This is a genomic window from Campylobacterota bacterium (assembly GCA_020633995.1).
GTDB lineage: Bacteria > Babelota > Babeliae > Babelales > RVW-14 > JACKCO01.
The window spans coordinates 260,399-276,315 of record JACKCO010000004.1 but is presented as its reverse complement, the minus strand read 5'-3'; the positions used below and the strand labels follow the sequence as shown (position 1 = coordinate 276,315).

Here is a 15,917-nt window from a genome sequence, read left to right as displayed (position 1 = left end):
CTATGTTTTCACGAAGATACCACAAGCACGCAGTCTAAAATATTTTTTGTACGCAGACAATAAAAAAGGCCAGCGACTGCTGGCCTTGAAATTATTTCTTTTTCTTGGTCTTAGCTTTTGTAGCCGTACGCGATTTTGCTCGCGTCGTCTTTGCCTTAACCTTAACGGACTCGGCCAAAGCATGCTTGAGCACTTGGTCCATGTGGTCAACATAAACCACTTCAAGTGACTTATCAAGCTCATTGGCAAACTCAGCAACGTCTTTTTTGTTAGACTTTGGCACCAGTACTTTCTTGATACCAAAACGTTGCGCAGCAAGCAGCTTTTCTTTCAAGCCACCAATTTGCAACACACGACCGCGAAGCGTTACTTCACCAGTCATGGCAACATCATGCCTAACTGGAATTTGGGTAAACGCAGAGGTCAATGCCGTTGAAATGGTAATACCTGCTGATGGTCCATCTTTTGGAATAGCACCTTCTGGAATATGCAAGTGTACATCAAGGTCTGAATAAAAGCTTTCTTTCAAACCCAAGTCTTTTGCACGTGAGCGAATGTAACTCATCGCTGCCTGCGCAGACTCTTGCATAACTTCACCTAACTGACCAGTCAGGGTTAAGCCGCCCTTGCCCTTGAGCACCGTAACTTCGATCTCAAGCAAGTCGCCACCAACCTCAGTCCATGCAAGGCCCGTAGCAACACCAACGGTTGAAGTACGCTCCTGCTCATCTTTGCGATAGTGCGGTACTCCAAGCCATTTTTCAACAAGCTCCTGATCTAGGGTAATTTTTTTAACCGTCTTTGTGCTCTTCTTTTTCAAAATGCCCAAAATACCTTTACGCAAAATCTTTGCAATGACACGCTCAAGCTGGCGAACACCGGCCTCTTTGGTGTATTCATCAATGATTTTTGCCAAAAGTTTATCTGAAATTTCAACATTTATTTTATCCAAACAATACTCTTTTAGCATCTTTGGAAATAGAAACTTTTTAGCAATCTGCAACTTCTCATGATCGGTGTAGCCTGAGAGTGAAACCATTTCCATACGATCAAGTAGTGGGTATGGAATTCCCTCAACCATGTTGGCTGTAGTAATAAACATTACCTTGGACAAATCGTATTCAACTTCTAAAAAGTGATCTACAAATGATCTGTTTTGCTCGGGATCAAGCACCTCAAGCAATGCAGCTGCGGGATCACCACGAAAATCCATCGCCATCTTGTCTACTTCATCAAGTAGAATGACTGGATTCATGGTCTTAACTTTTTTCATTGCCTGGATAATTTTGCCCGGCATTGCACCAATGTAGGTGCGACGATGACCACGAACTTCGGCCTCATCACGCACACCGCCAAGCGAAATACGTACCATCGGACGCCCAAGTGCTTTTGCTATAGAATCGGCCAGTGATGTTTTACCAACACCAGGCGGCCCCACCAAGCAGATGATTGGTGAACGTCTAAGCCGTGAACCTGCAAATTTTTTCGTTCCAATAAATTCAATGATACGGTCTTTTGCTTTTTGCATGCCAAAATGGGTTGAGTCCAAAATCTCTTCAGCACTATCCATGCTGACAGTATCTTTACTCATTTTGTGCCACGGCACGCTCAACAGCCAATCAACATAGTTTCTGCTCACTGATGCTTCTGGTGATGTCGGCTGCATTTGCTCAAGCCGCTTAAGCTCGGCGTCAACCTTTTCAAGCGCTTCCTTGCTGAGCTTTAAGCGCTTTGCTTTCTTGCGTAAATCTTCAATTTCTTGGTGGTAATCTTCTCGCCCAAGCTCACGCTGAATAGCGCGCATTTGTTCGTTTAAGTAATAGTCTTTTTGATGCTTTTCAACTTGACTTTGTACACGCTTGCGAATATTTTTCTCAGCCTTTAAAATTTCAAGCTCTTTTTGCAGTAAGATGCTCAAATGCAGTGCGCGATCTTTCAGATCAATAAGCTCTAAAACCTTTTGGCGCTGAGCAAAATCAAGCTGCATTTGCACGGCAATGGTGTCGGTCAAGTAATCAAGCTCACCAATCTCTTTGCACAGCGTTAAAACATCACTTGAAATCTTCTCATTCAGATTCACATACTCTTTAAACAGATTAAAGAGATTACGCCACAATGCTGCACGTTGTGCATCTCCAAGATCTTGAATCGTCTGCAAATCTTCTACGTACGCAGACAAATAACCATCCTGTTCTTGTGTATGCACGAAGCGGCAACGAGAAATACCTTCTATTAAAATTTTGAGTGTTCCATTTGGCATACGCGCAACCTGCAAAATAAGAGAGCGCGTCCCATATTCGTAGATATCTTCGCCGGTTGGGGTTTCAGTATCGGATGACTTTTGCGCTGTGACAAAAAGCTCTTTATTGCCACGCATAGCCTGGTCAACCGCTTTGATCGAAATCTCTCGACCTACTACAACTGGCACAATGCTTTTAGGCAGTGCAACCAAGTTTTTAAGCGGCAAAACAGGGAGGAGTGAAAAAGCATCCCTTTTTACAGATTCTTCCATTGATTTTATCGATTCTTCCATGAGCATCAAAATAATTTAAAATTTGAACAACAAAGCTTTCAAATGCATATCATTACCTGTTTAGTATAAACGTCACACCAAAAAAGCCAATAGCGTTATAACCAAGCAAAGGCAGATTACATGGCCTCTTTAGGCAATATGACCTGATGCTGTGTTGATCCATGGGCACTTTCATGAAAATATGCCCTAAAAAGCACGCAATACCACTTTTAGTAAATTCAATTTGAATATAACTACGGGAATATACTTTATTTGTGTACAAAAAAATAAATCCATGACAAACTAGTAGGAAATTCTTGCACTAAACTGTGAATATTTTGATGCTGCAAATTCACTCAAAAATATTTATTTTTTTTGTAAGAACGGTAACCTTAAGGGAAGTGTATTTTTACACACAACCCCTTCAACATTGAAAATTATAGGCATCAGAGGTTCTTAGCTACTGTCCTAAGACGCAAGTCAGACTTAGGATAACGAGATGTAAACATAACACAGAGTTAGTTTAACCAAGTGGAGAGTCTTGATATGCAGAGTAATAGCCCCTTAGGCGCCATACGAAGTTTGTGGAGTATCAAAGAAGAATTCAAACTTAAAGTTTACTTCTTGTCGCTAACATTTCTTTTGATGTCGGCATGCCTTGTTATCTGGCGTCCTCTTAAGATTGCTGTCTTCACAAAAATGATTGGTGCTGGCTATATTCCAGACGCAAAAATCTACTCCCTCCTGTTCATTATTCCACTTATTATTCTTTACTCAAAACTTGTTGACTGGTGCCGACGGCATCACCTTTTATATTATTTCACGCTCCTGCACGGTGCGGGCGGAATAGTTTTTGCCTATCTGCTCTCGCATCCCGTCATAGGAATTGCAAATACCCACGCTAGTCCAGATCGCTATATTGGATGGGCGTGGTATTTTTTTATGGAGAGTTTTGACGCATTCTTTGCGACGACCTTCTGGTCCTTTGCCTCTTCGGTTAATAATCACAAAGATGCCAAAAACTACTTCGGTTTCTTTGTTACCGGCTCAAAAATTGGCGGGCTACTTACTGGCGGAGCGCTGTATCTGATTATGCTCTCTACAAGCATCGAAAGCCAACTGATTCTCCTGCCACAAGTACTGCTGGGCGGTAGCTTCTTTTTATTTGGAGCGGCTTTTTCTGTATATCTGCTTATAAAAAAAGTTCCAGACAAATATATGCACGGATATGAAGCTGCATATCAACTTGAAACAACAAAACAACTTGAACCAAAGTCGTTCATACGATCACTCAAAAGCAGCATTGACGGACTGCTCATCATTATCAAAAACCCATACGTACTGGGCATTTTTTCTCTCGTCGTTTTTTATGAGGTAATGGTCGTCATTTTTGACTGGCGCGTCACATTATACGCAGATGCTATCCACTCTACCGTCGGTGGCATGACGGGGTATTATGCCTTTTATTACATGATTTTAAATGTCATCGGCCTTGCCGTATCATTTTTGGGAACCACACCACTACTACGCGTGCTTGGCATACGTTATTCGCTTTTTGTTTTCCCGCTCCTCTGTTTATGCATGATGTTGGTAACCTTCTTTTTCCCAACCGCATGGGTCTTTTTCTGGGTTCTTGTGGGGCTTCGTTCATTTAACTACGCAATCAATCATCCAACACGTGAGGCACTCTACATCCCAACAACCAAAGATGTCAAATTCAAGGCAAAAACCTGGACCGATGCGTTTGGCTCTCGCATTGCAAAAAGCTGTGGTTCTATTTTTAATGTTGCGCTCAAAAGCACAAGCCCCGCGTTTGCTGTAGTAGCAAGCATCGGGCTCAGCCTAGGGCTAACAAGCCTGTGGCTAATTATCATTTATTTTCTGGGCAGAACACTTCAAGATGCTATTGATAATAAAAAAGTCATTGGCCAAAACCAACAGCCAGTCCAAGAAGCACAAGCACCGGCGCCAGCACACATCAAAAAGCCAGTTTCTGTATAAAAATTGTATAACCATAAACGCTTAAAAGAGAAAGTTATAGGGACCCCATGCTCCGCTCAGCACGTTACAAAGTACTCTCAAAAACCATTAATTATTTTCAATTTAATAAAAATGAAGCGATTAAGCTTATCTGCCTAGGGTTGTCATTTTTTTTCGTTATAAGCTCATATTCAATTCTTCGATCGCTAAAAACTTCAGTCTTCCTTGGCCTTGTCGGCAGGGAATACAAACCGCTTGCAAAAATAATCGCTATTTTTTTCACACTTCCAGCCATTTTATGGTACTCAAAACTCATCGATAAACTTAAGCGCTATCAAGTTGTCTGCTTTTTTTTCGCTTTCTATGCACTGCTCAGTGTTATATTTGCCTACCTGTTTGCGCATCCTGTGTACGGTCTGCGTAACGCACAAACTGGCTATGCCCGCATGACCGGTTGGGCTTTTGAGCTTTTCATGGACCTTTTTCAGGCCCTGGTTGTAAGCGCTTTGTGGGGCTTCATCAATTCAATTAGCACCACGAAATTTGCAACACAAAGCTACGGCTTTATTGTTGCAGCATCGCGTATTGGCGGCATTAGTGCACCGATACTGTCATGGTTCTTGCTCGAGCGTACTAATCTTGCCGGCTGGTACACCATCTCGCTGCTCACCCTTATGACTTCGGTGTTTTTACTGCTTGCAGCCTACTTCATTTTAAAAATGATCAAAAAAGTTCCAGAGCAAGATCTTTATGGTTATTGCCCTATGGAAGAAAAAACACACGCAAACCCAAAAAAACTTAAAAAGGGACAAAAGCCTGGCGCTTTTGAGGGTCTTAAATTCATTATTCAGCAACCTTATGTCATGGGCATTTTTGGTCTTGTCTTTTGCTTTGAAATGATCAATATGATTTTTGACTACCAATTTGACGTACATCTGGCTCTGGCAACTAATGCTGACATCCAACTTATGAGCAAAGTGACAATGCTTTACACAGCAACCTTTCAAGGCCTTAGCTTTTTCTTTGCATTCTTTAGTACCTCAACATTGCTCAAGCGCCTTGGACTGACAACATGTCTGCTCATCACACCCGCAGCAATCATGATTTTAAATGGAACACTCATGCTGTACCCTAGTCTTGCAACGATCTTTGTCATCATGGTTATCATGCGTGCACTCAACTACGGCTTCAATCACCCACTCAGAGAAATGCTCTATATTCCAACGATTAAAAATATTCAGTTTAAATCAAAAGCCTGGATTGAATCGTTTGGCAGAACTTTTGCAAAAACCTCAGGCTCTACTATCAACCAAATGAGCATAGGCGTGAGCCCAATATTTGCAACAATGCTCAGCACAGGGGTGCCCTTTGTACTTACGCTTATTTGGGCCCTTGTTGCACTACTAGTTAGCAAGACGTATCTGTATACCATCAAGCACAAACTGCTGATCGGTAGCACCGACCAGGCAAAAGAAGAAACAACATAACCTGACTATGTGTAATAAGAGCCGTAAAACGCTTAAAAAAATAAGTCCATGTACTTGCCATTGCAAGCATATATGATAGAATATTCGTACTGTACGTAATTATCGATAATCATTTTATCGATATATAGTTGTAGACCTTGTTTCTTGATTTATGGGTGGTCGCAAAGACCTTGAGAAACAATAGTAAAACCCAAAAGGATTTTTCTTATGCTTAATTATAAAGAAATGCTTCAAGCTGGCATTCACTTTGGTCACAAGACATCACTCTGGTGTCCTAAAATGCGCCCTTACTTGTGGGGAGCAAAAAACAAAATTCACCTTATTGACGTTTCAAAAACTGCATTACTTCTTGAACGAGCAGGAAAATTTGCAAAAGAAGTTGCAAGCAAAAATGGAACGTTTCTTTTTGTTGGCACAAAAAAACCAGCACAAAAACTTATCGAAAAATATGCATCTCAAATGAAAATGCCTTTTGTTATCAACCGTTGGGTTGGTGGCACCTTGAGTAACTACGACCAAGTTAAAAAAGGTATTTCTCGTCTTTTACACTTGCGCGATGTTACTAAGAAATCAACAACATTGTACAAGAAAAAAGAAATCGTCATGATCAATAAAGAAATTGATCGTCTTGAAAAAAATATTGGCGGCATTATTGGCTTTGATTATCCACCAGCAGCTGTCATCATCGTCGACCCTAAAAAAGAGCAATCGGCAACAAAAGAAGCACTCAAACTCGGCATTCCAATTATTGCTATGGTGGATACTAACACCAATCCTGCAGGCATTTCATACATGGTTCCTGCAAACGATGACTCACCTAAGTCCATCGAGTTTGTTCTTAATTACTTAGTTAAGAACATCGAAGAAGGCGTTGAAATTGCCAAGACAGCTAAAGCTGAAGAACAATCTGCTGCAGCAAAAGAACGTGAAGCAAAACGAGCTGCTAAAAAAGCCGAAGCTCCTGCTAAGGCAGAGTCAACTGAGAAAGAAGCCCTAGCTAAAGCTGAAAAAAAAGCTGCTCCTGTTAAGAAGGTAGCTCCTAAAGCTGCTCCTGCTAAAAAAGCTGAAGAAAACACTGAAAAAAAAGAAGCTAAGTAAAGCACGCTTTTTTGGAGAGGTGGCTGAGCGGTTGAAGGCGCACGATTGGAAATCGTGTATGTTCCGAGAGGGGCATCGAGGGTTCGAATCCCTCTCTCTCCATATAAAAAGTTCGTAAAAATGTTAAGAGCCATTTAGTTTGAAACTAGATGGCTCTTTTAAAGAAGAAGCTTTTTTAGAATTTTATTCATGATTTTAAGAAATAAACCATTGACGAAAAATTAAAACATTGGCTACGATTATGCAGATGGTAGTTCATCTAATAATAAATAGCCCCTTTAAAGAGAGGTTTTTTATGCAGAACGATGTAATCGTTTCCTCAGCACTTTTTGACTCAATTATTGAACAACTGCTGACACTGCTTGCATCACTAACTGAGCAAGAAGATACTCATGCGTCTTTACTTCAAGCACAATCACTCCCTACGCTGAGCTATTCGGCGGGATTTGACGACGAAGATGATGAAGACGACGACTGGGACGAAGATGAAGACGATGAGTGGGATGAAGACGAAGACGATGACGAGTGGGACGACGACGAGGATGATGACTAATCGATAAAGATACGCAATATAAATATAAAAAAAGAGCACCCAAATACCGGTGCTCTTTTTTTATTACTTGCAAAAAGAGCCTATTCTGGCATACTTATCAAAAATTTGGGACGAGATAAGCAGACGGCTATCAAATCTGTCAGGTCCGGAAGGAAGCAGCAGGGGTAACTGGTCACTGTATCTTGTCCCTTTTCTTTTGCCAATACTTTTTATACACTGAACAGACTATGAATATTTATGCACTCCTTGCCCACCACAAAAAAGACTCACTGTGCGGCCATCTGTACAAAGAACTTGTTACCGACCTTGAGCGTCGAGGACACAACGTAGACTCGCTCTACCTGTATGAGCACGCCGCAGACATTCCTTTTTGGATACCATCAAAACCACAGACCGAACGAGAACAAGCTCAACTTGCATTTTTTGAGCAAAACAAACAACGCATTATGCAAGCAGACGGCCTGCTCATCGTCTTTCCCATCTATTGGTACTCGGTACCAGGCATTTTAAAGTGTTGGATTGATTTGATCAGCACGTATGCATGGGAAATTCCACAGCGTGGCGCACGCAAGGCAAACCCTCGGCATTCAATTAAAAACGCACAGTTCGTCAGCATTGCCGATTTGCCAAACTGGTACTTGCGTCTTTTTACCGGCAACACGGCACAACGTCAACTGCGTGAAACATTCAAGTTTATGGGTGTACAAAATATTGCTCACTACCAAATTGGTAGTGTACACACGCTCAACACTGACCGTGTTGATAAACATGTAAGTAAGTTGGTCACACAATCACAAAAACTTTTTGGCTAGTTTATGCCGCCGTCGCAGCCAGACGTGCTGCTCGTGATATGTCATCCGGTACCGACTTGGGTTGTTTTTTGTCCGGCAAACTAATTTTAGGCACTGTTTGCCGCAAAGATTTCTCAGACTTTGGTTGTACGGGCACTGATGTTTTTGGTACGTCAAGGTCTCGTACACCTTTCGATTTTTCCTGCCCTTTTATCTCAACAAAACCAGGTTGAACTTTTTGTTTCCTCTTATCCGTTATAGTTTTTTTATAAGAACTTACCCGATCATTAGTCAAAATTTTACCAACATCATCAGTTGTCTTAACACGAGAGTCTGTTTTGCTTTTTACTTTTCGTTCACGATCAAGAACCTCTGTCGTCTTTACACCCTTTCTGTACATATCCTCCTGTCCATACTGTTTGCCTGCCACTCGTTCAAGCTCTTCGATTATTTGTTTAAAAGGATTTGCGTACATTTTTTCATCATAATTATCTCCTAGCTCTTTTTTTATGGCAGCATTATCACGATCAAACCGAACGCTCCGATCACGAACAATATCTAAAATACTCTGTCCTTCTTTATTTCTCAGCGTCACATCAGCACCCTGATCAACTAACATCTTAAGTCCCTGTACATCGGCCGACATTGCACGGTAGTGAAGCGGGGTATTGCCCAGACTATCAACAGCATTAACATCTAGACCTTTAGTAAATAAGAATTCAAGTACACTTTGCTTTTGATTTCCCTCGTCATCAAACATCCCAAAACTAGGAGCCTTGTGCAGCAACGTCATACCATTCTTGTCCTTGACGTTTAAATCTGCACCTTCGTCAATAAGAAATTTAACTCCGTCGATTTCTCCAAGAGCTACGCTATAATGCAGCGGGGTATTGCCATCGACATCAACCGCGTTAATATCTAGCCCCTTATCAATAAGAAACTTCATATCATCCGGTAAAAACCCAGATCCAGCTGCAACATGTAGTAAATTCTTTTCAGTAAAATCTTTAACCGTCACATCCGCACCCTGCTCAACTAAAAACCTCATCCCCTTGTTATTACCACCCCCAACAGCCTCCATTAATGGGGTTTGACCAAGTGAAGTTACCAAGTTCAAGCTATCCTGTCCGCCATTATCTAACAAAAATTTAATAATATCATCATCACCAAGCACGTGTGCTGTCCTGGCCAATGTATGCAGCACAGTTTGACCAGCCCAGTCCCTTTGGTTAACATCTAACCGATAGTCAGTAACAAGCATGCGAATGACATCACTCCCTCTTGAGTCTACTGCATGCAGCGCAATTTCAGGCAGTAGTGGCAATGCAGGACCAAAACGTCCTTGCAAATCACCGTCCAAAATTCTCTTCCCTCCACTTTCAATCAAAATCTTCGCTGTCTCTAAATCACGCACCATATGGAGGGGAGTCTGCCTTACATTGCTCACAAGTGTAGGGTCAGCGCCTTTTTTCAACATAAGCTCTATCAGCGACAGCGACTCACCATCAACTATAACTTTATCAGCTGGGCCAAGTTCATCACGCTTTGCTACTATTTCGTGCAATGGGTTTTGCCCTCGCACATCAAGAATTGGGTTACCCCGCTCATCATTCAACACTGCGCCTTGATTAAAAAGCAATTGCGCAACATCAGCACGGCTAACAACATGTAGTATGGTTTTCCCCTCATCGTCTCGCGCATTAACGTCTGCTCCACGATCGATTAAAAAATTAACCTGTTCTTTGCTGCCCCTTTCTGCCATTTCATGTAACAATGTCTGCCCACTTGGCCCCTTTTGATTAATATCAAAATCCTGCTTGTCAGACATGGCAATAACCTGATTAAAGTCACCTGCATAAATGGCATTAACCGCCTTAAACCAGTCATTATACTGTTCTTGTGCACATACAACTGTTACTATAAAAAAAAGACTGCTGAGCGCTATTATTTTTTTCATTACTCATCTCCTAGTGCAAAATAACCTGACAAACATCTTTTGAAGTGTAGCGGCCCTAGAACAAATCAGGCAATATTTTATTTTTTGCAATCTACTGATTTATCACACTTATCAAGCGTAGCATCTTAAGTTTAATTGCCTGTAAAAGCGATGCTATGGGATCCATCTGCACACCAGTTTTTTGCGATAGAGGCTTAGCGAATATGCTCGAACCAGGCCTCAAAAGTTGATTCATTTCATTCCAGGTTTCAGGAAGTATCTTCCCATTCATCTCATCCAAAAGCTCAAGTACCGTCTTGCCAGCAGCATTTTGAATAACAAGATTAACTTTATTATGTTTTGGTTGCCCCGTAGACGATTGATACTTTCTATCCTGACTCAAAAATAATCTGATAAATTGAGGCTTGCCTTGACGTACAGCATTATGCAGTGCGGTATCTCCCGCTTTATTCTTTAGGTTTATATCTGCGGGCAAATCTAAATTTAAAATATGCTCAGCCCACGTACCTTTGTCTTTAAGCACAAGATATTGTAATACCGTTAAGTCACTACGACTTCCATTACGTGATGCACCTTTTTCAAGCAAATGTTTAAACATAGCAAGATTATCTTGGTCGATTGCTGTATGCAACACACCTGCTGTTTTTATGGTAGCGCCCAGCCCAAGCAGGTAATCAACCGCCGGCACATCATTGTCTTCAATTGCATACAGTAGCTGCTGATTCAAATTATCTCGTAATGGTCTTTTTAACGCATCGCTCGTTGTTAGGTCCCAAGGCGTTCTGCCTTGGCCATCTTTGACGTAAATGCGCGCACCCAAATTGAGTAGAATAGTAACAACTGATAGCCGTACATGCTCAAGAGCATGGTGCAACAAGGTGCTACCCTTATAATCCTGTAAGCCCTTGACATCAATTTTTTTAAAATAATCCTGTGTATAATGTTCACGCTCATCATTGCTGATCACACGAAATGCAGCACGCGCAATTTTATTGGTATCAACCATTTTTTGTACTGTTTGATCGGTTATGACCCGTGCTGGCCTCACACTTTTCCAAAGCAAATAATTAACCATCTCATGATTTTTTGCATTAATCGCATAATCAAGTAAATTTTTACCAGTTTCATCTTGCTGGGTAGCATCAAAACCAACTGCCGTTGCCTGCTCAATCAATTGTTTTTTACGCTCATTTGGCAACGTAGACTGAACAAGACGACGCAACAAATCAATATCGGATAGGTTCTTTCTCTTAACGCCAAGCTCTCGCTCTAAACTTGCCCGTACAGTTTCTTTTGAAGCCTGTTCACCCGCCCGCCCTGCTTTCTTTTTTACCTGTTCTTGCACTAGTGATTCGTCTGACAAAAGATTCAATCGTTTTTTACGCCTTTCTTGAATGAGACTAAAAAGCTCCTTAGATCCGCCTTCTCTATCTGGATGTGCTATTACAGAAAACTGCCGATAAGCATCGTTAATTAACGCTTTCCCTGGAGATGCAACAATAACATTTATCAAGGTCTGTAGATCATCGCCTGCATGTGCCGACGTCGGATCGGCAAGCAATGCAAGGATTGCAGGCTTACCGTTTGCCAACTGCTTTGGAGTTTTACCAGCTCCATCTTTCTTTTCTGTATCCGCACCACCAATAAGCAAAATTTTAACCAAGTCTTCATGGCCCTTTTCAGCAGCATAGTGAAGCGGCGTTTTGCCAAAATTATCAACAGCATCAACATTAATCAAAACGTTCTCATTGTCAGAAAAGAGCGATCGTGCTGCATCCAGTTGATTATACAGTGCTGCAATGTGTAAAGCAGTTTGCTTTTCATCATTGATGCTGTTGGGGGAATAATCACGCACCAATTCTTTAACTTTGCTCCAATTACCGTTTCGCGTTGCACTATGCAACTCATACATGTCAAATTTGTCCTCGACTGCACCTACAGAACCAAAAATCATCGCTGGTAAAAAAAATAACCATACTCTTTTCATCGCAACCCCTAACATCACTGACTCACAGCACCTAGCAAATGCAGTATTTTAAGTTTAAGCACCTGTAACAATGAAGTCACTGAATCTTGCACCTCAACAGCCTTTGGCTTGGGATCAGAGGGCCCTGGTTTTGCCGAGGTCTCACCTAACAACATCCCTTCAATCTCATCCCAGACGGTCATCTTACCGGGCTCTTCATCTTTTTTATCATTCAGAACATCACGCACAGTTTTTCCTCGAGCATTTTGAATGTTCAGATCAACTTTATTAATTTTTTCTTTTAAAACAGGATCTGTAAATTGTTTATTTTGGGCCAAAAGAAGTTTTACAAATTCAGGTTTGCCCTCTTTTATAGCAGTATGAAGTGCTGTATCACCTGATACATTTTTCCCTTTCACAACGAAGTTTACCTCTGCTGGCACATCAAGACCAAGCAAGTATTCAGCCCATTCGTACTTATCTTTTTTTATCAAATGCTGTAACAACGACATACCATCTCTAAATGGATTACGTCTCGTATTGGGATCATCTCTAAACTGGGCTTCAAAAGCAATTTTATTGTCTTTTTCTAACGCCAAAAATAAAGGTGAATAACTCGTGCTCAGTACATTTTTTATTTTTTTAGCCTCTTCGTCGCCGCCCTCGGCACTCTTAGTTATCTCATCTAAAAGTTCCCTGGCACTTTTACCGTCGTTGTTTTTTGCTCTCTCATCCGCACCACATGAGCGAAAAAATTCAACGAATTCCCATTTTTTATCTTTAACGGCCAAGTGCAACAAACTATCCCCGTCCTGCCGTTTTTTCGGAACGTAATTAACTTTTGCTCCCGCTTTGATAAAAACGTTGAGCAGCCTGAATTTATCATCTTTAATATCTGGCAAATTCCAAGGACTAATATCGGCTTGCTCGATATCTCTAGAAATCTCATAAACACGATACAGATGCGGATTTCTTTCTTTTATTGCTGTCTCAAACCACTCAAATTCACCTTCTGCCATTGCTTTAATATCAAGGTCATTAAAGACAGACACATTATCCCCTCGATTAAGATGCCAACGTATCTGCTCATCACCCCAGCGAAGGAGGTCATTAATCTCACTCCAAGCTTCCGAACTAATTTTCCCTTCAACGTCATCAAGCACATCTATCGCACTGTGACCCAAATTATTTTTGATTGTCAAATCAACTTTATTTTGAACATTCACTTTTTTTGCTGGGCTGAAAAACTGCTTGTCATGGCCCATAAACAACCTGACAAAATCGAGCTTTCCATTAAAAACTGCAAAATGCAGCGGGGTCCATTGACTTGTTGGACTTTGCTGATTTAAATAAGCCGGCAGCTCTAAATCTAAAATATATTTTGCCCAATCCAACCTATCTTTCAAAACAAGGTACTGTAGGACTAACATATCATCTCTGCTTCCATTACGCGGTGCACCTTTTTCAAGCAAATGCTTAAACATCTCAAAGTTATTTTGATCGATTGCTCCATGCAATACACCTGTTGCTTTTATGTTAGCGCCAATGTCAAGCAGGTAATCAACCGCCGGCACATCATTGTCTTCAATCGCATACAGTAGCTGCTGATTCAAATTATCTTGTAGTGGTTTTTTAATTGATGCGTCTATTGCTAAATCCCAAGGAGTCTTTCCCTCATTATCTTTAACATAAATGCGTGCACCCTGCTTGAGCAAAAGATTGATGGCTTTTCCCGTACCACTATAGACGGCATCATGTAGCAGTGACCTCCCATTCTCATCTCTGATATTTTTTACATCCAAACTCGCTAAATATTTTTCATTAAGATTTTCATGATTTTGATCACGCACTACTTGTTTTGCCTCTCTGGCTTGCTTAATACGATCAATGAGTTTTTTTATTTCATCGTCTGTCACTGGTTGTGATGGGCGAAGACCAGCCCACAAAAAGTACTCTACAAGCTCACGTTCATTCTTTTCAAGAGCATGATCAAGTGGCGTTTTGTCATCAACGTCAACTTCATTATCACTAATTCCTTTGCTTCTTGCTTGACTGATCAAACGCTCTTTTTGTTCAACAGAAAAATTTGACAACACCAGCAAGTGCACGGGGTTACGCTGCTGTGCGTCAACGTGTGTTTCATCAAATACTGTCTTATCAAGAACATCTGCAACGCGTTGCTCATCGTTGCTTTGCAATGCTTGTGTAAAAATCGTTATCGGATCATGCTGAGCAAACAGTGGCCCTAGTTGCTTAAGCTGCTCTGGCTCAAACACGGTTTGAGCCAACTCTAAAGGCGTTTTCCCTTTTTTTGATTTACTGTTGAGCGCATCCCCAGCTCCATTAAGTTCAAGAATTTTTTTAAACAATGAACTGTTCCATTGGTCACTATCATCGTCCCATACCCGTGTAGCCACATGCAGCACGGTCTCACCGATTGAATCTTGCACACACACATCAAGTTTATCGGAATATTTGTCTAAAATAGTGTTGGCTAATGCAACCTGCCCCATACGCACGGCATAATGCAATGCGGTCTCTTTTTTCTCGCCAAAAACTTGATTGACATTTTTATCCAAAAATAAGTATAAAAAATTATTCTGCATATCTTCATCGGCTAGTGCCATACCAAGCAGATAAACGTCATTCCTATTTTTTACATTTAATGTCTCTTGTTCGATGGTAAACGGTGCTAAAAGCGCCTGGACCATGTCAGGCACCTTCATTTGTAACGCCTTATGCAGTGGCGTATTCCCATCACGATCTTGTGCAACTAAAACTGCCACATCTTGCGCAGCGCTCAGCACAATCTTAAGCCACTCCAAATGCTTTTGCTCAACAAGGTGGTGTAAAAACGTTCTACTTGCGGTATTTTGATCGGGATACAAAAAATTGATTGTGTGACCTGCATCAACAAACTGTTGTGCTATTGCTTGCAACGTTTTCTTTTTTGCTTCTTTTTCACGTGGACTTTCAACCCTTTGCCTAATCAGCTCTTCATACTGCTGGTATGCTTGACCAAGCAGATTTCCATTCGCCCTATTTTTTATACTGTAATCGAAAAACTTTCCCGGCAACCGATACTCATTAACATAGTCAGGATCATTTTTTTCTGCCTCAAGTACCTGACGTATGGCATCAAGATCAATATTTTTCAAGGCGTTTTCAACATCCGTTGCTCGCTTGTTTTGCTTGACGTTGTCATTAAATAAATAGTCTTCGTAGTCAGGATTGGCTCGCTTAAAATCATCATTCTGGCTATATCCCTTAAGCCACATACGATAGTGCGGTGATGTCATTGTTTTATACGCTTGATCGATCGCCTCAAACTTTTCCCTGTCCGGAGCAGCTCCAGAATCTGGATGATAGCGCGTCATAAGCGGCTTTAATCTCGCATTTATATCCTCAACCGATGCATCAAATACCAGTGTTATACCCTGGTCTTTTAGCGCAACATGAGGCCCGTTGGCTGGCTCGCCGGCAAACAAACTACTGACACCCATCATACACAGCGCAACCAACACAGCAGTACAAGCGTTCGTGTTCATTCTCATACCTTCTCAACCCTACAAA

9 protein-coding genes, 1 tRNA gene and 1 other RNA gene are annotated in these 15,917 nt (G+C 41.3%); 7 read left to right on the top strand and 4 right to left on the bottom strand.

Annotated features, from left to right (window positions below):
* Window positions 1–91 precede the first annotated feature (91 nt).
* Window positions 92–2,512, bottom strand: coding sequence for an endopeptidase La (gene lon / locus H6679_04270; GenBank protein ID MCB9493460.1), 2,421 nt, complete (start codon window positions 2,510–2,512; stop codon window positions 92–94).
* A gap of 546 nt (window positions 2,513–3,058) precedes the next feature.
* On the opposite strand from lon, the gene H6679_04265 reads away from it, so the two are divergent.
* The 7 genes from H6679_04265 (at window position 3,059) to H6679_04235 (ending at window position 8,442) form a co-directional block, all read left to right on the top strand.
* A complete protein-coding gene (locus H6679_04265) occupies window positions 3,059–4,513 on the top strand; it encodes a hypothetical protein (protein ID MCB9493459.1) in 1,455 nt (484 codons plus the stop codon).
* 47 nt (window positions 4,514–4,560) lie between these two features.
* The gene (locus H6679_04260; protein ID MCB9493458.1) at window positions 4,561–5,979 is read left to right on the top strand and encodes a hypothetical protein; all 1,419 of its coding nucleotides are present in this window, start codon (window positions 4,561–4,563) and stop codon (window positions 5,977–5,979) included.
* A 207-nt stretch (window positions 5,980–6,186) separates the two neighbouring features.
* Window positions 6,187–7,077, top strand: coding sequence for a 30S ribosomal protein S2 (gene rpsB, locus H6679_04255; protein ID MCB9493457.1), 891 nt, complete (start codon window positions 6,187–6,189; stop codon window positions 7,075–7,077).
* Between the two features lie 13 nt (window positions 7,078–7,090).
* Window positions 7,091–7,179: transfer RNA gene (locus tag H6679_04250), tRNA-Ser, on the top strand.
* A 193-nt stretch (window positions 7,180–7,372) separates the two neighbouring features.
* Window positions 7,373–7,630 carry a hypothetical protein gene (locus tag H6679_04245; GenBank protein ID MCB9493456.1) on the top strand — a complete coding sequence of 86 codons (258 nt, stop codon included), beginning with the start codon at window positions 7,373–7,375 and terminating at the stop codon, window positions 7,628–7,630.
* A 104-nt stretch (window positions 7,631–7,734) separates the two neighbouring features.
* An RNA gene (gene ffs / locus H6679_04240) (signal recognition particle sRNA small type) lies at window positions 7,735–7,825 on the top strand.
* Window positions 7,826–7,857: 32 nt separating this feature from the next.
* The gene (locus tag H6679_04235; protein MCB9493455.1) at window positions 7,858–8,442 is read left to right on the top strand and encodes an NAD(P)H-dependent oxidoreductase; all 585 of its coding nucleotides are present in this window, start codon (window positions 7,858–7,860) and stop codon (window positions 8,440–8,442) included.
* Window position 8,443: 1 nt separating this feature from the next.
* Here H6679_04235 and H6679_04230 read toward each other — a convergent pair whose 3' ends face one another.
* The 3 genes from H6679_04230 to H6679_04220 all read right to left on the bottom strand — a co-directional run bounded on the left by H6679_04230 (window position 8,444) and on the right by H6679_04220 (window position 15,892).
* Entirely contained in the window at window positions 8,444–10,378 is a 1,935-nt protein-coding gene (locus tag H6679_04230; GenBank protein MCB9493454.1) for an ankyrin repeat domain-containing protein, read from the bottom strand.
* Between the two features lie 91 nt (window positions 10,379–10,469).
* On the bottom strand, window positions 10,470–12,365 hold the full coding sequence (locus tag H6679_04225; GenBank protein MCB9493453.1) for an ankyrin repeat domain-containing protein: 1,896 nt from the start codon (window positions 12,363–12,365) through the stop codon (window positions 10,470–10,472).
* Between the two features lie 14 nt (window positions 12,366–12,379).
* Window positions 12,380–15,892, bottom strand: a complete 3,513-nt coding sequence (locus H6679_04220) for an ankyrin repeat domain-containing protein (GenBank protein MCB9493452.1) — start codon at window positions 15,890–15,892, stop codon at window positions 12,380–12,382.
* Between the last annotated feature and the right edge of the window lie 25 nt (window positions 15,893–15,917).